The sequence below is a fragment of the Microvirga sp. genome, assembly GCF_014699075.1.
Lineage (GTDB): Bacteria > Pseudomonadota > Alphaproteobacteria > Rhizobiales > Beijerinckiaceae > Microvirga.
Genome location: NZ_JACXAB010000008.1, coordinates 43897 through 60903 on the forward strand (window position 1 = coordinate 43897; position 17007 = coordinate 60903).

Annotated in this window: 21 protein-coding genes; 14 read left to right on the plus strand and 7 right to left on the minus strand. The window is 63.9% G+C overall.

The features are described 5' to 3' along the window. The first annotated feature begins 319 nt into the window (after nt 1–319). The 4 genes from rnr to rpmG all read left to right on the plus strand — a co-directional run bounded on the left by rnr (nt 320) and on the right by rpmG (nt 4152). Nucleotides 320–2626 carry a ribonuclease R gene (gene rnr / locus IC232_RS14430; protein ID WP_246812210.1) on the plus strand — a complete coding sequence of 769 codons (2307 nt, stop codon included), beginning with the start codon at nt 320–322 and terminating at the stop codon, nt 2624–2626. A 14-nt stretch (nt 2627–2640) separates the two neighbouring features. Further along, the gene (locus IC232_RS14435; protein WP_246812211.1) at nt 2641–3063 is read left to right on the plus strand and encodes a DUF983 domain-containing protein; all 423 of its coding nucleotides are present in this window, start codon (nt 2641–2643) and stop codon (nt 3061–3063) included. Nucleotides 3064–3092: 29 nt separating this feature from the next. Beyond that, complete coding sequence (locus IC232_RS14440) at nt 3093–3818, plus strand: NUDIX hydrolase (RefSeq protein ID WP_190845804.1); 726 nt, start codon at nt 3093–3095, stop codon at nt 3816–3818. 166 nt (nt 3819–3984) lie between these two features. After that, a complete protein-coding gene (rpmG, locus tag IC232_RS14445) occupies nt 3985–4152 on the plus strand; it encodes a 50S ribosomal protein L33 (protein WP_190845683.1) in 168 nt (55 codons plus the stop codon). Between the two features lie 98 nt (nt 4153–4250). Here rpmG and IC232_RS14450 read toward each other — a convergent pair whose 3' ends face one another. The 3 genes from IC232_RS14450 to IC232_RS14460 all read right to left on the minus strand — a co-directional run bounded on the left by IC232_RS14450 (nt 4251) and on the right by IC232_RS14460 (nt 6045). Then, on the minus strand, nt 4251–4829 hold the full coding sequence (locus tag IC232_RS14450; protein ID WP_190845684.1) for a hypothetical protein: 579 nt from the start codon (nt 4827–4829) through the stop codon (nt 4251–4253). Between the two features lie 203 nt (nt 4830–5032). After that, nucleotides 5033–5668: an SGNH/GDSL hydrolase family protein gene (locus IC232_RS14455; RefSeq protein ID WP_190845685.1), complete on the minus strand. Its 636-nt coding sequence runs from the start codon at nt 5666–5668 to the stop codon at nt 5033–5035. Continuing rightward, a complete protein-coding gene (locus IC232_RS14460) occupies nt 5665–6045 on the minus strand; it encodes a response regulator (RefSeq protein WP_190845686.1) in 381 nt (126 codons plus the stop codon). Before IC232_RS14460 ends, IC232_RS14455 begins: the two co-directional genes overlap by 4 nt. A 152-nt stretch (nt 6046–6197) precedes the next feature. Between IC232_RS14460 and IC232_RS14465 the strand changes: the two genes are divergently transcribed. Next, nucleotides 6198–6458, plus strand: coding sequence for a hypothetical protein (locus IC232_RS14465; protein WP_190845687.1), 261 nt, complete (start codon nt 6198–6200; stop codon nt 6456–6458). 19 nt (nt 6459–6477) lie between these two features. Here IC232_RS14465 and IC232_RS14470 read toward each other — a convergent pair whose 3' ends face one another. After that, nucleotides 6478–6744 carry a hypothetical protein gene (locus IC232_RS14470; protein WP_190845688.1) on the minus strand — a complete coding sequence of 89 codons (267 nt, stop codon included), beginning with the start codon at nt 6742–6744 and terminating at the stop codon, nt 6478–6480. Between the two features lie 259 nt (nt 6745–7003). Between IC232_RS14470 and IC232_RS14475 the strand changes: the two genes are divergently transcribed. From IC232_RS14475 to IC232_RS14495, 5 genes are all read left to right on the plus strand, one after another. Beyond that, the gene (locus tag IC232_RS14475; protein ID WP_210335366.1) at nt 7004–7267 is read left to right on the plus strand and encodes a glutathione S-transferase N-terminal domain-containing protein; all 264 of its coding nucleotides are present in this window, start codon (nt 7004–7006) and stop codon (nt 7265–7267) included. Between the two features lie 10 nt (nt 7268–7277). Continuing rightward, nucleotides 7278–7652 (plus strand): SPW repeat protein, encoded by a 375-nt coding sequence (locus IC232_RS14480; protein WP_190845689.1) that lies wholly within the window; start codon nt 7278–7280, stop codon nt 7650–7652. A gap of 70 nt (nt 7653–7722) precedes the next feature. Further along, nucleotides 7723–7905, plus strand: a complete 183-nt coding sequence (locus IC232_RS14485) for a hypothetical protein (RefSeq protein WP_190845690.1) — start codon at nt 7723–7725, stop codon at nt 7903–7905. Nucleotides 7906–7979: 74 nt separating this feature from the next. Then, a complete protein-coding gene (locus IC232_RS14490) occupies nt 7980–9101 on the plus strand; it encodes an FUSC family protein (RefSeq protein WP_190845691.1) in 1122 nt (373 codons plus the stop codon). 7 nt (nt 9102–9108) lie between these two features. Continuing rightward, nucleotides 9109–9954, plus strand: coding sequence for an alpha/beta hydrolase (locus IC232_RS14495; protein WP_190845692.1), 846 nt, complete (start codon nt 9109–9111; stop codon nt 9952–9954). Nucleotides 9955–10208: 254 nt separating this feature from the next. On the opposite strand, the gene IC232_RS14500 is transcribed toward IC232_RS14495, so the two are convergent. Together IC232_RS14500 and IC232_RS14505 are read right to left on the minus strand one after the other, a co-directional pair. Beyond that, nucleotides 10209–12050 (minus strand): adenine deaminase C-terminal domain-containing protein, encoded by a 1842-nt coding sequence (locus IC232_RS14500; RefSeq protein ID WP_190845693.1) that lies wholly within the window; start codon nt 12048–12050, stop codon nt 10209–10211. 515 nt (nt 12051–12565) lie between these two features. Continuing rightward, the gene (locus IC232_RS14505; protein ID WP_190845694.1) at nt 12566–12949 is read right to left on the minus strand and encodes a response regulator; all 384 of its coding nucleotides are present in this window, start codon (nt 12947–12949) and stop codon (nt 12566–12568) included. Nucleotides 12950–13048: 99 nt separating this feature from the next. Here IC232_RS14505 and IC232_RS14510 point away from each other — a divergent pair, with 99 nt between their 5' ends. Together IC232_RS14510 and IC232_RS14515 are read left to right on the plus strand one after the other, a co-directional pair. After that, nucleotides 13049–13339 (plus strand): DUF3572 domain-containing protein, encoded by a 291-nt coding sequence (locus IC232_RS14510; protein WP_246812213.1) that lies wholly within the window; start codon nt 13049–13051, stop codon nt 13337–13339. 12 nt (nt 13340–13351) lie between these two features. Next, complete coding sequence (locus tag IC232_RS14515; RefSeq protein WP_190845696.1) at nt 13352–14620, plus strand: DNA polymerase IV; 1269 nt, start codon at nt 13352–13354, stop codon at nt 14618–14620. An 84-nt stretch (nt 14621–14704) separates the two neighbouring features. Here the strand turns inward: IC232_RS14515 and IC232_RS14520 are convergent, their stop codons facing one another. After that, nucleotides 14705–15544, minus strand: a complete 840-nt coding sequence (locus IC232_RS14520; RefSeq protein WP_190845697.1) for a cell envelope integrity EipB family protein — start codon at nt 15542–15544, stop codon at nt 14705–14707. 126 nt (nt 15545–15670) lie between these two features. On the opposite strand from IC232_RS14520, the gene IC232_RS14525 reads away from it, so the two are divergent. After that, a complete protein-coding gene (locus IC232_RS14525; RefSeq protein ID WP_190845698.1) occupies nt 15671–16141 on the plus strand; it encodes a RidA family protein in 471 nt (156 codons plus the stop codon). Continuing rightward, complete coding sequence (locus tag IC232_RS14530) at nt 16138–16890, plus strand: glycerophosphodiester phosphodiesterase family protein (protein ID WP_190845699.1); 753 nt, start codon at nt 16138–16140, stop codon at nt 16888–16890. Before IC232_RS14525 ends, IC232_RS14530 begins: the two co-directional genes overlap by 4 nt. Nucleotides 16891–17007 lie beyond the last annotated feature (117 nt).

The window sequence follows — 17007 nt, forward strand, 5'->3', positions numbered from 1 at the left end:
GCCTCTCATGATCGGGATGGCCGGGACAAGCCCGGACATGACAGGCGTTTGGCGTCCTCAAAACTTGTTCAGAATTTTCCAAAAAAGTTTGGAACCGTCTCCTTCCCAGCCCGTTGTACAAGCTCACCGGCTCATTCTGCCCCCACGGGCCGGTCCCTCAAGGCTCCCTCGCGGGGGCCTTATTTTTTTGCCTGAACGGCCTGTCACCCCAGAATGGATCTTCTTGGCGCTCCCACGCGTCATGACAATGACAGCCGCCGGGCTGGTCGCAGCCAAGCTTGCATGCGACAAGGCCCCGTCAACCGAACGAGTTCCTCCCTTGGCGAAACGCACCGACACCCAGACCAATCTGCCCTCCCGCGAGGAGGTCGTGTCCTTCATCACCCAGGCTCAGGGCAAGGTGGGCAAGCGGGAGATCGCCCATCAGTTCAACATCAAGGGCAACGACCGCATCTGGCTGAAGCAGATCCTCAAGGACCTTGAAATAGAGGGCGTCGTGGATCGTCGCGGCAAAACCATGCACAAGGCCGGCCAGTTGCCGCCGATGGTGCTCGCCGACATCACCAAGCGGGACAGGGACGGCGAGCTGATTGCGGTGCCGACGGAATGGGACGAGGAGGAGCACGGCTCGGTCCCGACGATCATCATCGTGTCGCCGCGCAAGCCGCGGCCGGGGATGCCCGTGGCCGGTGTCGGCGACCGGGCGCTTCTGCGGGTCGATCCGCTGAAACCCGGCGACATCCATCGTTATTCCGGTCGCGTCACCAAGATCATTGCCAAGAAGCAGGCCCAGGTGCTCGGCATCTTCCGGGCCATGCCCGAGGGCGGCAGGCTGATCCCGGTGGACAAGAAGTCGCGCGACCAGGAACTGCAGATCAAACCCGGCGACGAGGGCGAGGCGCAGGACGGCGACCTGATTGCCGTGTCTATCGTCAAGCATGGCCGCTTCGGCCTGCCGACCGCGAAGGTGAAGGAGCGCCTCGGCTCCGTGAAATCCGAGAAGGCCGTGAGCCTCATCGCGATCTTCGCCCACAACATCCCCAACGAGTTCCCGAAGGCGGTGCTGGACGAGGCCGCAACTGCTAAGCCCGCCACCCTGGACGGACGCGAGGACTGGCGCACCCTGCCCCTCGTGACCATCGACCCGCCGGACGCCAAGGACCACGATGACGCTGTCCATGCGGTGCCGGACGAGGACCCGAACAACCCCGGCGGCTTCATCGTCACCGTGGCGATCGCCGACGTGTCGGCCTATGTGCGCCCCGGCTCCGCCATGGACGGGCAAGCGCAGGAGCGCGGCAACTCGGTCTATTTCCCCGACCGGGTCGTGCCCATGCTGCCGGAGCGGATTTCCAACGATCTCTGCTCCTTGAGGCCGCGGGAGGATCGCCCCGCCCTTGCGGTCCGCATGGTGATCGGCCCCGACGGGCGAAAGATCCGCCACAGCTTCCACCGGGTAATGATGCGCTCGGCGGAGAAGCTCTCATACCAGCAGGCGCAGGCCGCCATCGACGGCCGTGCGGACGAGGTCACGACCCCGATCCTCGACACGATCCTGAAACCCCTCTGGGCTGCCTATGGGCTGGTGAAGAAGGCGCGCGACATCCGCGAGCCGCTCTTTCTCGACCTGCCCGAGCGCAAGATCGTGCTCAAGCCCGACGGCACCGTGGATCGGGTTTATGTCCCCGAGCGGCTGGAGGCTCACAAGCTGATCGAGGAGTTCATGATCCTCGCCAACGTGGCGGCGGCAGAAGCCCTGGAGCAGGCGCAGTCCGACCTGATCTACCGGGTCCACGACGAGCCCTCGCTGGAAAAGATGCGCTCGCTGAGCGAGGTGCTGGCCTCCATCGGCGTCAAGATACCCGGACAGGGGCCGATCAGGCCCGAGCTGTTCAACCGAATCCTGCGCAGCGTCGACGGCTCCGAGCACCAGCTCTTCATCAACGAGGTGGTGCTGCGCTCCCAGTCCCAGGCCGAGTATGCGGCGGAGAATTACGGTCATTTCGGCCTGAACCTGAAGCGCTACGCCCACTTCACCTCCCCGATCCGGCGTTATGCCGACCTCATCGTCCACCGGGCGCTCGTCTCGTCCCTGAAGTTCGGCAAGGACGGGCTGCCCGCCGGCACCACCCGGGCGGAGCTGATCGAGATCAGTGCCAAGATCTCGGCCGCCGAGCGGCGGGCCATGGCGGCGGAGCGTGAGACAATCGACCGCCTGATCGCGCACTTCCTGGCCGACCGGATCGGGGCCACATTTCATGGGCAGATCTCCGGCGTGTCGAAGGCCGGGCTCTTCATCAAGCTGAACGAGACCGGCGCGGACGGCTTCGTGCCGGCGGCCACTATCGGCAACGACTATTACCGTTACGATGAGGTGACCCACTCCATGCGCGGCGAGGATACCGGCGAGACCTACCGGCTCGGCGACAAGGTGGAGGTGAAGCTGGTGGAGGCGGCGCCCGTAGCCGGGGCGCTCCGTTTCGAGCTGCTCACCAAGGGCCGGTTCACCGGCAAGACCGGCGGCGGCCGGAAGGGCGCCAAGCGGCCGGCCCGCCGGGCCAAGGCGGCGGAAGCCTCTGCCCGCTTCCCCACCAGGGTGAAGGTCAAGTGGCGCGGGCGCGCCTGAGGTAAGGACAAGCCATGCCTTTGACGATCAAGACCGCAGCGGATGCGGAAGAGGTGAAGGTCATTCCCGCCATGGGGCGAGGCTTCCTGGGCCATTGCCCGGCCTGCAACCGCGGTCGCCTGTTCGGGCGTTTCCTGAAGGTCGTGGATCATTGCGAATCCTGCGGAACGGAGTTCCACCATCACCGGGCCGACGACCTGCCGCCTTATCTGGTGATCTTCATCGTCAGTCATCTTATCGGCTACGGCATCCTCATGGCTGAGACCAGGCTCGAGGTGCCGATGTGGGTGCATCTGGCCACATGGCCGGCGCTCACGCTGATCCTGTGCCTTGTCTTGCTTCAGCCGGTGAAAGGCGCTGTCGTGGGGCTGCAATACGCGCTAGGTATGCATGGCTTCGGGGCGGCCCGCGCCAAGAAGAACGACGAGGACAATTAAACGTGACGGATATCGAAACCCTGGCGAAGATGGATCGCCTCGTTTCTGCTGAGACCAACCCCAAGGCCCCCGCCCTCCGCCCCGTCGACGCCGCGACCCTCATCATCATCGACCGCAAACTAAAAGTCCCGAAAGTCCTCATGGGCAAGCGTCACGCAGGGCTGAAATTCATGCCGGGCAAGTTCGTGTTTCCCGGTGGCCGCATCGAGGCCGGCGACCGCTCCATGACCGTGACGGGCGCGCTCCACCCCCGCGCCGAGCAGGCCCTCATGGCCCGGGTGACCCGCCCCTCGGCCCAGCGCTGCCGGGCACTTGCGCTCGCCGCCATCCGGGAAACCTTCGAGGAGACCGGCCTGATGCTCGGCACCAAGGAGTACGGCAGCCCGGAGCGTGCCCCCGCCGGCACCGCCTGGACGGCCTTTCAGGAGCGGGGCGTTCATCCGGATCTCGAAACCCTGCACTTCATCGGCCGGGCCATCACCCCACCGAAGCGGGTCAGGCGCTTCGACACCCGATTCTTCGCCGTGGACCGCACCGCCATCGCCGATGAGGTCGAGGGGGTCATCGGACCGGAAGCCGAGCTTGTGGAGCTGGCCTGGGTGACCATCGATCAGGCCAAGGCCCTGGACCTGCCGCCCATCACCACGGTGATCCTGGGCGAGCTGGAGGCCCGCATCGCGAACGGTTTCGCTCAACAGCTCCCGGTCCCCTTTTTCCACCAGCAGCGCGGCCGTTTCGTGCGGGAGTTGCTCTAGGGTCTTCTGGGGAGGAATTGCACCTCGCGCTACCCCTCGCCCTTGACGGGCACGCGATAATCGGGCATGGGAACCGCACGATTTTCCGGCCGGGTTCGCCCGGCCTTTGCGTTTCGGCGATGCGTCAAAGCGAACCGAGCGCCTGAACCGAACGAAAGGTCCGACCATGGCCAAAGCCGCAACGATCAAAGTGAAGCTCGTCTCCACCGCCGACACGGGCTATTTCTACGTGACGAAGAAGAACTCGCGCACGATGACCGAGAAGATGAACTTCAAGAAGTACGATCCGGTCGCGAAGAAGCACGTCGAGTTCAAAGAAGCCAAGATCAAGTAATCGGCTTCTACAAAAACTGCTCAAGCAAAAACCGCCCTTTCGGGCGGTTTTTTCGTTTTTGGAATAGGAGGCAGCTCAGCCGGGCTGCTCCCTCCTGATTAGCGGCTAGAGCGGGTGTCTTCCCAGTGGCGAACCCGGTCCAGCTCGCGATACTGACGAGCACGATTGTTAACTGACCCGGTGCTCACGACATCTCGGCGAATGACGCGCACGACACGATCACGGTTACGATCGCGGTACACGACCCGGGTGCGATAGCGCGGCTCGCGGTAGACGACTCGGGTCGCAACACGCGGCTCACGGTAGACCACACGGGTCTGGTAGACGGGAGCCGGCTGGTAGACGACGCGGGTTACCGGCGCCGAGTAATAGCCATAAGCCGGAGCGCTATAGGCCGGATAGGCCGCCGGGTACCCATAGCCGTAGCTGTAGGTGGAGCGATAGCCGTAGGCCGGATAAGACGCCGGGTAACCGTAGCCATAGCCCGGATAAGCATAGGACGGCGTGGCCGCTGCGGTGAGCAAACCGCCCAGGACAGCGCCGCCGATCAGGCCGGCGGCGACCGCGCCGCCGTTGTTCCAACCACCACGGTGATGGCGCCGGTACTGAGCGTCAGCCGTTCCGACGCTCCCGACTGTGATGATGGCAACACCTGCCAGTAATGCGAACTTCTTCATGGTAAACCTCGTGAGAAGTGGCAAATACCCTTCAATGTAAAATCAATTCACAACTTGAGTTTTGGTTCACAGCTTAGCTGCCAAACCCTTGCCTTTCTTCGTTAAATCACGGTTTTCTGAAAATTTGTTCAGAATTGCTCCGCGTCTGAAGCAACCGAGGCCCTGAATTCACAAGCCGGTAGCCTCGCGCGGGGACGGACAGCTCATTGCGCATAGACCTGGGAGCGCGGAAAAATGGTGTTTCCGGCCACTACCTGGGCGATCACGCCTGCAATCTTGTCGCCGCCCTTTGCGGAGGGCTCGATGGGATTGGCGTAGTCGTCCGGCTCATCGCAGATGAGGCGTAGGTCGATCAGGGGGAGCCGGCGGGCAAAGGCCTCGCGGGTGATAACGTCGTTGAAGATGGACAAGGCCGTCACCACCAGGCGCTGCTCCTGGGGATCGGGGAATCGGGCATCGTAGACCGTGCAGACAGCGGTCGGCAGACGCTGATCGAAGATGCGGTCCAGCATGGCACGGTAGTTGCGGGCGAAGTCGTCCTGCACGGCGGAGAATCTCCCGATCACTTCGGCCACGGAGCTTGCCCCCTCGCGCAGGATCCCGCTGTGCCGCAGGGCATCGTTGCCACCGACGCTCACGACGAGATGGCTCGCGTCCGAGGGCAGCCGGGACAGCTGGCTCAGGACCCCGGTCGTCACGGCGCCGTCGACCGCGCAGAGCGTGGCCCTCCAGCCGCCTGTCAGCTTCGCTTGAACCTGCCTGATCACGTCGGGCTCGCCGCGCCGCACATAGGCCCCGTTGTCGAAGATGCTGTCGCCGAGCAGAACCACGTGGGTCATGAGCCTCTCCCCAGCAGCCGGTTCAGGGTTGGAACGAGGTGGGTGGTCACATACGGCTTGGCCACGAACTCGGCGCCCGGCGGCACGGGCCCCGAGGTGGCGTCGGAATGCCCTGACATCATCACCACAGCGAGGTCGGGCCAACGGTTGCGGGCCAAGCCTGCCAGTTCATGGCCGTCGATCCTGCCGGGAAGATGCGCATCGGTCACGAGGGCATGAACCGTGGACGAACTCTCAAGATGCTTCAGGGCCTCGTCCGAATCCGCGGCCTCCACGACGTCGAAGGACGCCTCCCGCAGATAACGGGCGGTGGCCTGCCGGATGGTCGGCTCCTCGTCTACCAGAACGATCACCGGAAATGGGTTTTGTGAAGGCACCTGCCCGTTCCCTGGTTCCAAGAAGAGAGCGTGCCGCGACAACTGAGGCGGAGCCGCCCTTGTTCCGGTGCAGCCTCTGCTCGCGCTTCCGGAACGGGGTGTCGCATGCGGACGTTGATCCTATGTCCATAGTCGGGACGAGGAGAGATCAGATGTTTGAGACGCTCAAGGTATCCCTGCTGACCATGATGCTGACGGTCTGGAGCACCATTGCCATGGCCCAGACCTCCCCGGGCGGAACGCCTGGCACACCGGGCGGTGGAACGACCTCGCCTTCGGGAACGACCACGAGTGCCAATCCCGGCGGCGCCGCAGGCGAAGGCATGGACTGGGTCTGGATCATCGTGGCGGTCGTCGTGATCGCGGCCCTGCTGTTTTATTTCCTCGGCCGCGGCCGCAGCACGCGGGTCTAACAGCGCGCATTCAGCATGTTCAGGCTGGCGGCGTGGCGTCGCCGGCCTGAAAGAACGGCCGGAAGTTCTCCAGCCAGGATGCAAGCCACAATTCGAGGGCTGTCCGGGCGGCCTGCTCCGTCGGACCATAGCCCCATACGTCTTCCTGCAGGGGCGTCGACCAGATCCAGAACCGGTTGCTGCCGTCATAGGCCACGCTGCCGACCTCGACGGCCCCGACGAATCCGACATGGCGGTTGAGCGGGACGCCGGCTACCTGATCCTGCCGCCATTCGATCCTGCTCATGGGCCGCCGTGTCCTCTCGCCGAAGTCTGGCGAAGTAGAGCGAGCCGGTGCTCACACAAGGCCGAGACCTCACGGAACAGGCATGCGCCTTCGACGTTGGCGAACTGACCCCGAGGGAGAGCTCCGATGGAAGGCGGCGCCATCTGGCTGATGACGATCGGCACGATCATTGTGCTGTCCGGCCTCATCGTCGGTGTCGCCACCCTGCTCCGCCGGCGCCGTCGCTCCCTCAAGTAACAGCTTCCGAAAGGACCGCATCTTGAAGCTCGAACTCATTCACAAATGGGCCTGCCCCTATTCGGCCCGCGTGCGCGACTTCATCGAAGAGCGCGGCCTGCAGGACCGGATCGCGTACCTGGAGGTCAACGAGACGGAGGGCGCGAAGGACAGGCTTACGCAGCTGACCGGAAAGACCCAGGTGCCCTGCCTGGTTACCGATGGAGAGCCGATCCTGGAGAGCCGTGACATCATCCAGTGGCTCGAGCAGAACCTCGGCGATGCGCAGGGCGCGGCACAGGCCTGAGAACACCACCATGCGTTTTCTTCCTACCCGCGTTCACGGCGTGATCGACTACCTCTGGGGCATCGCGCTCATGGCAAGCCCTTGGCTCTTCGGCTTTGCCGATGTACCTGCCGCCACTTGGGTGACCATCGTGTTCGGCGCGGGAGCGATCCTGTATTCCGCGTTCACAGCTTACGAACTCGGTGTGTTGAAAATCCTGCCGATGCCCATCCATCTGATCCTAGACGGGCTCGGCGGGATCGTCCTGGCAGCCTCCCCGTTCCTGTTCGGCTTCGCTGATCAAGTGCTCTGGCCGCATGTTCTCTTTGGCCTGTTCTCCGTCGTGGCGTGCTTTGTCACACGTCTCGAACCGATCCTGACGACAGGCCGCAGGGAACCGGCCTGAATACCCAGAAAGCTTCGTTGACGGCCCCGCCGGTGAGGCGCAGCATCATGGCGCCACAAGGGAGGCAGCCATGTTCGAGAGCATCGTCCAGGCGAGTGAGGCCCATCGCGAAAGCGCCCACCGGATGGTGGGCTCCCTCAGGATGGCCCTGAAGGGCTGCCCTGAATGTGGGACAGCGGAGATGATCGCATCGCCCAGCCTCGGCATCTGCGACGATTGCGGATCAAGCCTTGTGGTCCTGCCGCGCGAATAGGATTCTCCTGCCCGGCGCCATTCCCGTAGCCGATCCTGCGAACCACCCTCTATGCTCCGCGTTCGGAGAATCGCATGGCATTGTCGGGGTGGATCGAGCGAGCGATTGAGCGCATCGTCACGCGAGGTGCGGAGCTGAGGCTTGCGCTACGTGTCACCATTGCGGGCGTCCTTGCCTATGCGGTCACACGCTTCTTCGACATGCCGCAGGGCTATTGGGCGGTCATCACCGCCGTCGTCGTCATGCAGGCGAGCGTCGGCGGCTCCCTCAAGGCTGCCGTGGAGCGGTTCAGCGGCACGCTTGCGGGCGCCGTTTATGGCGCCGCGATCGCTGCCTTCATCCCGCATGACACGGCCGTCACCCTCGGGATCAGCATCATCGTGGCGCTGTTCCCGCTGGCGCTGCTTGCGGCCGTCAAGCCGGCCTTCCGGGTGGCGCCGATCACGTCGCTGATCATGCTGCTGCCGCCCACGGGGCAGGCCATCGGCCCCCTTGCCTCCGCCATCGACCGGGTGTTGGAGATCACGCTCGGCAACGTCGTCGGCGTGCTCGTTGCCGTGTTCGTTCTCCCGGCGCGGGCCCATACCCTGATGACGGAAGCGGCCGCCAAGGTCGTGTCGCTCAACGCGGACCTTGTCTCCGTGTTCATCGACGAGCTGACCGCCGGAGCGGCAGGTCGCTCAGCCCTGCAGAAGATCCATCCGCAAATCCGCTCCGCCCTGAAGAAGGCGGAAGCCGCCGCCGAGGAAGCGGCGCGTGAGCGGCGGACCCACCTCACCGAGGCCCCCGATCCCGAGCCGCTCATTCGCACGCTCTACCGGGTGCGTCATTACCTCGTGATGATCGGCCGCGCGGCCTCGAGCCCCCTGCCCGCTCCGGTGCTGGACAGGCTCAGGCCCTCGCTCACGATGCTGCATCGGGCCACGCGCGCGTTGCTCCTGAATCTGGCTGATGCGCTGCGACACCACACGAAGCCGCCGGACGCGGAGGCCTTCCGCGGCGCTTTGGACGCTTTCACAAGAGATGCGGACGCGCTGCGCACCGATGCGATCATCCGCGAACTCCCCGCACAGGCGTTCGGGCAGGTCTTCGCCCTGGGTTTTGCCTTCGAGCAGTTCCAAAAGAACCTCGGCGATCTGCTCGCCCGCACCGACGAACTCGCTGCGGAGCGCACCAGAGCGCCTTCAGGGAGTTGACGTGCCTGTGGCTCGAACATCCAGCTCAGCACCGATGTGGCTTCTCACCCTCGTTCTCGGCATCGCCCTGCTTTATGCGGGCCTCGTGCTTGTGACGGCCCTGTTCCAGACCAGGATGCTGTTCCCGGCGCAGATGGCGGCCGCCAACAGACCGCCGTTGCCGCCGTCCGCTGAGCGGCTTGAACTGACCACGCCCGACGGCGATCGGCTCATCGGCGCGCGGCTTGGAAAGGAGTCCGACGAGAGGCCTCTTCTGCTCGGCTTCGGCGGCAATGCCTGGAACGCGGATGCCGTCGCGCTCACCCTGCATGGCCTCTTTCCCGATCATGAGGTGATCGCCTTTCATTATCGCGGCTATCCGCCGAGCAGCGGAGAGCCCAGCGCGAAGGCGGTATTCGCGGATGCGTTGACGATCTTCGATCACCTGCAGCAGCAGCGCCCTCGAAAGGTGGTTGCCGTCGGCTTCAGCATCGGCAGCGGTGTGGCGGCCAACCTGGTGCACCACCGGGAACTCGCTGGCCTGATCCTCGTCACGCCGTTCGACTCGCTGAAAGCTCTGGCGCGGGAGCATTTCTCCTGGGCACCGACAGGCCTTCTCCTGCGGCATCACATGCCGACCATCGATCTGGTGAAAGATCGGCCAACACCCACGGCGCTGATCGTCGCAGGCCGCGACACCATCGTGCCGGCGCGTCGAAGCGAGCCCCTGCGGAGCGTCATCACCAATCTCGTTCTCGACCACACGATTGCGGATGCGGGGCACAACGATCTTTACCAGCACCCGGCTTTTGTTGCGGCCATGCGTGAGGCGGTGGCGGAGATTGAAAAGCTTGCGCCGCAGAAGCTTCGGTAAAGCTGTTTCTCATACGTCATGGCCGGACTTGTTCCCGCCATCCACGTCTTGTGCATTTTTCCAACCTCATCCTGAGGAGGCGCGAAGCGCCGTCTCGAAGGAGCTTCCAGAGAGCACTGGATCCTCCTTCGAGACGCAGACTACGTCTGCTCCTCAGGATGAGGCCGGAGGAAGACTTGCCGCGAAAAGACCTGGATACCCGGGACTGATCCCCGGATTATGTCCGGGGACGTGCATGACGGCGAGGAATTGTCTTACGCCTCGTAGAGCGGCACCAGCTCCATTTCCGGCACCAGCACCAGCCCCTTGTCGGTGATGCGGATCTCTGGGATCACCGAAAGCGGGATCAGGTTGAATCCCATATACGGAATTTTGCAGCCGGCTTTCTCCCAGGCAACTTTCAGCGCACGGGTCTCCCCGGCCACCTCGGTCACGCGCTTGTCGGAGAGAAGGCCCGCGATGGGCAGCGCCACCATGGCGACGACCCTACCTTGATCAACCACGCAGACGCCACCTTGGCTCGCGATCAGGGTTTCGAGCGCCAGCCGCATATCGGCTTCGTTGGTGCCGGCCACGATCACGTTGTGCGAGTCATGCCCGACGCTGCTTGCGACCGCGCCGCTCTTCAGGCCGAAATCCTTGAGCAGCCCATGCGCCACGCCCTTGCCGCCCGTGCGGCCGTGGCGCTCGATGACCGTCACGAAGGTGAGGCCGTTCTTTGAAAGCAGGGCGTCCCAGCTCTCTTCCTTCTGCAGTTGCACCTTGTCGTGGAAGAGCACGATGCCCGGCAGCGCCACACGGATAACGTTGGCGGTGCAGGCCTCTGTCGGCAAGTCGGGGATCAATTGCGGCACGCTCGGGATATGAACCGTGCGGTAGGCCTCGTCAGGATAGCGGTAACGGTTCGAGAGCGCCTGATCGAGCACGGGCGTGATCTTCTTCCCCTCGACAACGAGTTCGCCGCCATACCAGGTGTTCTGCACGTCGAGGTCGTCGCTGAGCAGCACCAGATCGGCGCGGCGTCCGCCGCCGAGACCGCCGATCTCGCCGTCCATGGCGAAGCGCGTCGCGGGATGAAGCGAACCCATGCTCCAGGCCTGCTCGCGGCTCATGCCGGCGCGGCGGGCTTCGCGCGTCACCCAATCCATGCCGAACATCATCAGGTCGTCCGCGTCACGGTCGTCGGTGCAGACGCAGATGCGCTTATGGGAGGAGCCGAGCTCCGTGATCGTCTTGATGGCCTCAGGCAGCGAATGCCACGGCGTGGTCGGCGGGCCGCCGCGCAGGAAGATCCACACGCCCGCATCGAGCAGATCGTCCGCGATGTCGCGATCGATCGCTTCGTGCGTGTCGGTGACGCCGCTTGCCGCATAGGCTGCCACGAACTCGCGGCCGTAGATATGGCCCGACACCGGCTTGCCGCGTTCCAGCGCCGCCGCGAGGATCGCGTGGCTGCGCTCGTCGCCCATGGTGACGGGCACGAAATCCATCTTCTCGCCGAGCGCCGCCGCTTCCGGCCAGCGATCGAACAGTGCCGCGATCTTCTCCGGCGTCAGGTCGCCGCCCGCCGTCTCGAGATCCGGCGTGGTGGCAGGGACCGTGCTGGGAACCGTGAGGAAGATCGAGAGCGGTGCATGGCGGGCATCCTCCAGCATCATCTCGATGCCGGCTGCATCCATGACGTTGCCGATCTCATGGCTGTCGCAGAAGATCGTTGTGGTGCCGTTGAGCAGCGCCGCCTCCGCATAGGCGCAGGCCGTGATCATGCTGCTCTCGATATGGATATGCGGATCGACCAGCCCCGGCGCGATGATGCCGCCGCGGGCGTCATAGATCCGGCCCGGTGCACCGCCGACCTGCCTGTAGGAACCGGCGGGCTTCACGGCGGCGATGCGTCCGCCCGCGATCCAGACCTCACGCTCGGGCGCGATGCGCTCGCTGTAGGTGGACAGCACCCGGGCGCCGGTGATCACGAGATCGGCCGGTGCGCGGCCGGACGCGACATCGGCCAGCCGCCGGGTCATCGTGGACAGGGGGGAGACGGAAAAGCGGGTCAGCGCCGTCTTGGGCGGCAAGGAAGGTGTGCGATGGTCCATGATCCCTCATCCCGTTGGAAAGCGTCGGCCTTAAGCTAGCAGGGCAGGATCGGAACTGCATCTCGCATCGCATCGGGGCCAAGTTTACCTAAGGGGATATTTCCTTACGGCCAAGCTTGGCTTAAACAGGTATGTAACTGATTCGCTTGGAGAAACAGGAGGTTCGAGCCGAACCCGCCTGAGAGAGCAGCTGGCCAAAACAAAAGGCGCCTTGCGGCGCCTTATTGGAAAAAGTTGGTGGCCAGCTGGGAGCAGCGTTGAGGAGGCAACGATCTGCTCCCAGGCTGGCCGAGCCCACGAAGTCCCAGGAGATGCGGCGGACCTGAGCATCCGTAGGGCATTTCTTCCGCTCAAGGCGGAAACTATGGTCGAACGTATAGGAAACATGAGGCGTTGCAAGCGCCCATGTGGCCAAAAAGCGGCATTTTCCCAAAAAATTTAAAGCAAAGGTATCTCAAGGAGATGAATCCGCTTGCTCAGGCGTCGGATTCACACCGGCTGAGGATCTCTCCAAGTCATGTCGGCTTGCTGTCTGCCTCAAGGTAAGTCTTCACGGTCGCGATAAACTTGGCCACCGAGATCGGCTTGGACATATAGGCTTCGCAGCCGCCTTCCCGAATCCTCTCCTCGTCGCCCTTCATGGCAAATGCCGTGATGGCGATGACGGGAATCGACTTGAGCTCTTCGTCGGCCTTGAGCCAGCGGGTCACCTCGAGACCGGAGACCTCGGGCAGCTGGATGTCCATGAGGATCAGGTCCGGCTTGTGGGCCCGGGCCAGTTCCATGGCCTCGATGCCATGGCTGGTCTTGAGGGTCGCATAGCCATGGGCCTCGAGGAGATCGTTGAAGAGCTTCATGTTGAGTTCGTTATCCTCAACAATGAGCACGGTCTTCTTCATTGGCGCTATCCCGGGGCCCAAAACGCACTTCATCGGCCCGAATTTTCGTCTGATGGTATAGTTAGGTCCAAACCTATTGATGAAATGCAAACTGACAGCATGAACACACCCTTAAAAAGAGTTACTCGCGAGGAGGCCGAAAATGTCGCAGTGGGGGCTTTTGCCTTCATCACGAGCGACGAGGAGCGCCTCGGACGGTTCCTGGCCGTCTCCGGCCTCGGGCCGGATACTATTCGCTCGGCCGCCTCATCGCCCGGCTTCTTCGCCGGTATCCTCGACTATGTGGTCTCCGACGAGCCGTTGCTGATCGCGCTGGCCAAGGAGATGGACACCAAGCCTGAGCACATTATGAGCGCCCGCTGGACCCTGTCTCCCTCCGAATTCGAATAGCCGCACTGTCCCATGAACGATGCGCCCTTCTGCCGTGACTGCCTGACCATATCCGCCAGCCTCCTGGCGGAACGGTGCAAGGCTTGCGGGTCCCCTCGCCTGCTGCGGCACAAGGAGCGCGACAGCCTCTCCATCACGCATGTGGATTGCGACGCCTTCTTCGCCGCCGTGGAGAAGCGGGACGATCCGAGCCTCGCAGACAAGCCGGTGATCATTGGCGGCGGCAAGCGCGGTGTCGTGTCGACCGCCTGCTACATGGCGCGCATCTATGGGGTGCGCTCCGCCATGCCCATGTTCCAGGCGCTGAAGCTCTGCCCGCATGCGACGGTGATCAAGCCCAACGGCGAGAAGTACAGCAAGGCCGGCCGCGAGGTGCGCCAGCTGATGCTGGAGCTGACGCCGCTGGTGGAGCCGGTCTCCATCGACGAGGCATTTCTCGACCTCACCGGAACGGAACGGCTGCACCACGGCAGCCCGGCCCTGACGCTGGCGCGCTTCGCCCGCAAGGTGGAGAACGAGATCGGGATCTCCATCTCGGTTGGGCTCTCCTACAACAAGTTCCTGGCCAAGATCGCGTCCGATCTCCAGAAGCCGCGGGGTTTCTCGATCATCGGCCGCGTGGAAGCCGCCGACTTCCTGGCCGACAAGCCGGTGGGGATCATTCCCGGCATCGGCGCCTCGGCTCAGGCTCGGCTCGCCAAGGTCGGCGTGACGCAGATCGCGCACCTGCGGGGCGTGGAGTTGAAGACCCTGTTCGAGGCGCTCGGTCGCGACTCACAGCGCCTGTCGCGGCTCGCCTGGGGCGAGGATCACCGGAAGGTGATCTCCGAGCGGGAGACCAAGAGCATCTCGGCGGAGACGACCTTCGAGACGGACCTGCGATCATTCGACGAGCTCGAGCCGATCCTCTGGCGACTCGCCGAGAAGGTCTCGCGCCGCCTCAAGAAGTCGGGCCTCGCCGGGCGCAGCGTGACCCTGAAGCTCAAGGACAAGGACTTTCGGCTGATCACCCGCACCCGTTCCGGCTTCGCGCCCACGCAGCTCGCCGCCCGCCTCTTCGACCCGGCCCGGCAGCTCCTCAAAGCCTCCTGCGATGGCACCGCGTTTCGCCTCATCGGCATCGGGGCCGCCGACCTGTGCGACGCGGTGGACGCGGACAAGGGCGACCTTGCGGACCAATCCGTGGTGCGGCAGGCCCACATGGAGGCCGCCATCGACAAGATCCGCGACAAGTTCGGCGTGGGCGCCCTGCAGAAGGGAATCGTGCTGCGCAAGAACTAACGCGTCGTTCCGGGACAGCGCACTCTTCCAAGAAGGAGCATCGGATCAATCCTAAAAGTGCAAATCCACTTTGGGTCCGATGCTCTAGCGCTGGCAGCCGCTCGTCTTCTGGACGTCGAGGCTCTTCAGCTCGCCCTTGAGGGCGAAGTCCCCGTAATCGAGCCTGAGGTCCCGGCTGATGCCGTTCTCGAAGAGCTCGAAGGAAATCCGGTAGACCGGGGTCCGGTCGCCCTTGCCTTCCTCGAAATAGCTGATGGTGATCGGCCAGCGGGCCAGGGAGGCGAGATCGTCCTTCCGGACGGGTTCCTCCAATGAGGCCAAAGCCGCGCCGGGCTCGATCTTGCGGCCGATCAGCCCGAGGGTATCGTAAACTTTGTCGCCCTTGTTGGAGCCGTCATAGACCTTGACCGACAGGGTCGTATCGCTCCGGCGTCCGGCTTCGATGAGGCGCTTAAGGTGCTCGGTCGGGAACACCGTCTCGCCGGCGGCGCCGAACGCAGTCTTCTTCGGCTGCTTGAGGTCGACATTGAGCATGCCCTCAGGCGTGATCTTGGCGTCGCCGTCGACCTCGCTGTCTTTGATCAGGCCCTGCCGGAACGACGTGGACTTGAAATGCATGGAGCGGCCGTCGCCGGTCTCGTAGGTGGCGGTCTGCACGTCCATGGTGTTGGCGCCGGACTCGCTGCTGTTGAGGATCGTCACCTGCCGGTACTTGAGAGTGTAGCCATCGCAGGCATCGCCCCCGAATTCCATGGCAATGCGCCCCCTCGCACTCTCGACTCCATTGGAGCCACCCGCCCGCAGGAGCGACAGATCGTAGACCGCCCGATGGGGCGCGAGCTGAACAGGGGTCTTCGCCGTCTCCGCGGCAGCGGGCATCAGCGAGGCGATGGACAGGCCGGCGGCCGCAACGAACAAACGCATATCTTCTCCCGACGCAACGGCAGCCAAGATAGGCCGCTCCTGCCCACAGGGCAATGTTCCCGCTTGCGTCCTTCCGGCTCATCCGCCACTACTCCGTCCGGATGATGTCACACATCGAGGCTTGAAATGAGCAAAGTCGACAAGAAACTTCAGGACCTGGGAATCACCCTGCCGACCCCGGCGGCACCGGTGGCGAATTACGTGCCGTTCGTCCGCACCGGCAACCTCGTCATCATCTCCGGCCAGCTCTGCCTCGGGCTCGACGGCAAGATGGCCGACGCCCACAAGGGCAAGGTCGGGGCAGACGTTTCGCCTGAGGTCGCCCAGGAGGCCGCGCGGCTCTGCGCCATCAATCTTCTTGCCCAGCTCAAGGCAGCGGTCGGCGACCTGGACAAGGTCACCCGCTGCGTGCGCCTCGGCGGTTTCATCAACGCGGTGCCGACTTTCGCGGCGCTCGCTCCCGTCATGAACGGCGCCTCGGACCTGATGGTGGAAGTGCTGGGCGATGCGGGCCGGCATGCCCGCTCCACCGTCGGCGTGGCGGAACTGCCGCTCGATGCCTGTGTCGAAGTCGAAGGGATGTTTGAAGTCCAATGAGCATTCCCGGCTGGCTCGTCGCGAAGCCCATCGCCCATCGCGGCCTTCACAACAAAGCCGAAGGCGTCATCGAGAACACGATCTCGGCCGCGGAAGCCGCCATCGCGCGCGGGTTCCCCATCGAGCTCGACGTTCAGCTGACTGCCGACAACGAGGCTATCGTCTTCCACGATTTCGAACTCGACCGTCTTACCGGCGAAAAGGGTCTGGTTGCCGAGCGCAAGCTCTCCGACCTCACCCGGATCGACATCGCTGGCGCCAAAGGCGGAGACAAGATTCCCTCCTTCAAGGATTATCTCGGCACCATCGCCGGGCGCACGCCGCTGGTCGTCGAGATCAAGAGCCAGTTCAACGAGGATATGCGCCTCACGAAGCGGGTCATTGAGATCCTCAAGGATTACAGCGGCCCGTTCGTCATCAAGTCCTTCGATCCGGACATCGTCGCGCATCTGCGCGAGCATGCGCCGAATATCACGCGCGGGTTCATCGGCGAGCTGGAATATGCGTCCAAGGCCGACAGCTTCCTGACGCCCGAGAAGAAGCACCGGATGGCCAACCTGCTGCACTTCGGCGAGTCGCAGCCGCACTTCCTGTCCTGGCGCGTGAAGGACATCCCCTGCGCCTCGACCCATCTGAGCAGGCTCCTCGGAAACCTGCCGGTCATGACCTGGACCGTGCGGACGCCTGAGGAACGCGCCCATGCGGAGAAGCACGCGGACCAGATGGTGTTCGAGGGCTTCCTGCCCTGATCTATCCTCTTGTCATCCCCGCGCAGGCGGGGATCCATAAACACGACGACTCAAGACAAAACGAACAGCGTCGCGCTTCTTTCTGCTCCGTCAGCGGTTATGGATCCCGGGCTCTGC